General features: G+C 42.4%; 3 protein-coding genes. All 3 read left to right on the top strand.

Annotated elements, in window-relative coordinates; all coding sequences use genetic code 11:
- The first annotated feature begins 76 nt into the window (after positions 1 to 76).
- The gene (locus DXA54_RS27810; RefSeq protein WP_008648933.1) at positions 77 to 481 is read left to right on the top strand and encodes a hypothetical protein; all 405 of its coding nucleotides are present in this window, start codon (positions 77 to 79) and stop codon (positions 479 to 481) included.
- Positions 469 to 819 (top strand): IS66 family insertion sequence element accessory protein TnpB, encoded by a 351-nt coding sequence (gene tnpB / locus DXA54_RS27805; RefSeq protein ID WP_004296723.1) that lies wholly within the window; start codon positions 469 to 471, stop codon positions 817 to 819. Before DXA54_RS27810 ends, tnpB begins: the two co-directional genes overlap by 13 nt.
- Positions 820 to 905: 86 nt before the next feature.
- The gene (tnpC, locus tag DXA54_RS27800; RefSeq protein WP_120081202.1) at positions 906 to 2,471 is read left to right on the top strand and encodes an IS66 family transposase; all 1,566 of its coding nucleotides are present in this window, start codon (positions 906 to 908) and stop codon (positions 2,469 to 2,471) included.
- Positions 2,472 to 2,529: the final 58 nt, after the last annotated feature.

Below are 2,529 nucleotides of genomic sequence, written 5' to 3'. Positions count from 1 at the left end.
GTAAGCGTCTCCGCGATTCTATCTTGTCGCCCTTTTTTCATTCTTATATTTTTGCTATGTATAAAAATGAAGCATTATGGATTTAGCAGAAAATCGATTTGGAAAAACTTGGAAACATTTCCTTGAAGTATTGAAAGTAGACTACAATTGTCCTTTAGCCGATGTTTGCCGCGATCAGCATACCACTTTTGGTGGTATGAGTTCCTGGATGTTCAGACGGGGCTATAGCGTTAAACAAGCCAAGGCAGATGTGGTCCGTGATTATTATGGCGGCGTTGAACCCTCCCAACCGACAACTTCCTCTCCTTCATTCACTCAAATAGCACCCGCCATGTTGTCGGAAGAAGAGTTTAGTCTTGCCGGGATCACAATCACCTTTAACAGTGGAACCACCATTTCGGTCAAACGGGCCACACCCGGTGGTGTTATTAAAATGTTGCGCGATTACGAAAGAAAGGAGGGAGATCCATGTATTCTCTAACATCAGCCAATCGCTACTATCTGTACCAGGGCTTTGTTCGTATGAACCTTGGCATTGACGGTTTATTCAAAATTATACGATCGGAAATGAAGGACTTGTCTCCCGTTTCCGGAGATATCTTTTTATTCTTTGGTAAAAACCGACAAAGTGTAAAAATACTGCGTTGGGATGGCGATGGCTTTCTTCTGTACTACAAGCGCCTCGAAGGTGGAAGTTTTGAGTTACCGACATTTAACCCCAATACAGGCAATTACGAGATTTCTTATCAGGTTTTGTCTTTTATCTTAAATGGAGTGTCATTAAAGTCTGTACGGTTGAGAAAACGTTTTAGGATCTAATTCAACATTCTGATTATTAGATATTTGCGCTAAAGATATCATCCGGTTTATTTGGCCAATTCGTTGATTTTTTATATCTTTATGCCATGAAAAAGGATGAGATCATAGAGTTATTGAAGGAACAAATCAAGGGATTACGAGATGACAACAACAGACTCTTGGACCAAATAGATGCTTTGATAAAGGAGGTTTCTTCCCTTAAAGAGGCACTCCTTCAAAAAGGCGAATCTCTTAGCAAGCAACAGCGCCTTACTAAGGGACTCGCCAAACTTGTATCCAACACATCCGAACAGCAACAGGCTCCCCAATCTGCCATATCCGAAGAAGAGCGGCAGAAGATAGAAGCGGAAAAAGCAGATAAGCGTAAAGCAAGAAAGAACAATGGGGCCAAACGTGACATGCATTATGAGATGGAGGAAGAAGAACATGTCGTTTATCCCGATGATCCCGATTTTGACATCAATAAGGCCCGGTTGTTTACCACTGTTCCCAGAATATGCGTCCGCTATGAATGTGTACCCATGCGCTTCATCAAGCATGTCTACAAGATACACACCTATACGCAAGAAGGTCGCCTGTTTGAGGGAAAAACACCGGCTTCGGCCTTCTTGAATTCCAGCTATGACGGTTCATTTATTGCCGGATTGATGGAATTACGTTATATACAATCGCTACCTGTTGAAAGAATCATCAACTACTTCGAGAGTCATGGCTTTACGCTGAAGAAACCTACGGCTCATAAGTTGATAGAGAAAGCCTCAGACCTCTTCGAAAATCTTTATAAGTGCATCCGGCAGACAGCTTTGAGTGATCCTTATAAGGCAGCCGATGAAACCTATTACAAAATACTCGTCCCGGAAAAGAACAGCAAGGGAAAAGGAGTCAGGAAGGGATACCTTTGGGTGGTTGTCGGCATAAACACCAGGATGATATACTTGCTCTATGATGACGGCTCCCGGTCTGAAAGAGTTATTCTTAACGAATTAGGCAGTTGCAAAGGTATCATACAAAGCGATGGTTACTCACCTTACCGGAAGCTCGAAAGCGATGCTTATCCCAATATCACACGCATCCCGTGCTTGCAACATATAAAACGGAAATTTATAGATTGCGGTGAGAAGGACCCGGATGCAAAAAGGATCGTGGAGCTGATAAACGCACTTTATCAAAACGAGCATAAGCATAAAGTTGGGGTTGAGGGATGGACGGTAGAACAGAATCTTATGCATCGAAAAAAGTATGCGCCGGACATACTCGGAGAAATAAAAGATGTGCTTGATGAAATAGAAGAACGGGGGGATTTGTTACCTAAGAGCGAACTGCAGGAAGCCATTACCTATCTTCGCAATGAGTGGAATGCAGTGGTGGACATCTTTAATTATGGTGACACTTATCTGGACAACAATATGGTTGAACGGATGAACCGGTACATATCCTTATCAAGAAAAAACTCATTGTTCTTCGGCAGCCATAAGGGGGCCGAACGAGGCGCCATACTCTATACAATAGCACTCACTTGTAGGATGCATAAAGTGAATTTATTTGAGTATCTCACGGATGTGATAAACAGAACAGCCGAATGGCAACCGAACACACCAATTGAAAAATACAGGGAACTGCTTCCTGACAGATGGGAAAAGGCTAATGACTAAAAAGGGATCATTAGCCTTTTTATTTTAATACACTATATAGAATCGCGGAGACGCTTAC

Source organism: Bacteroides sp. OF03-11BH (assembly GCF_003604005.1).
In the GTDB taxonomy this organism is placed as follows: domain Bacteria; phylum Bacteroidota; class Bacteroidia; order Bacteroidales; family Bacteroidaceae; genus Bacteroides; species Bacteroides ovatus.
Note: the sequence above shows the minus strand (reverse complement) of the source record. Positions and strands in the feature narration are given on the sequence as shown.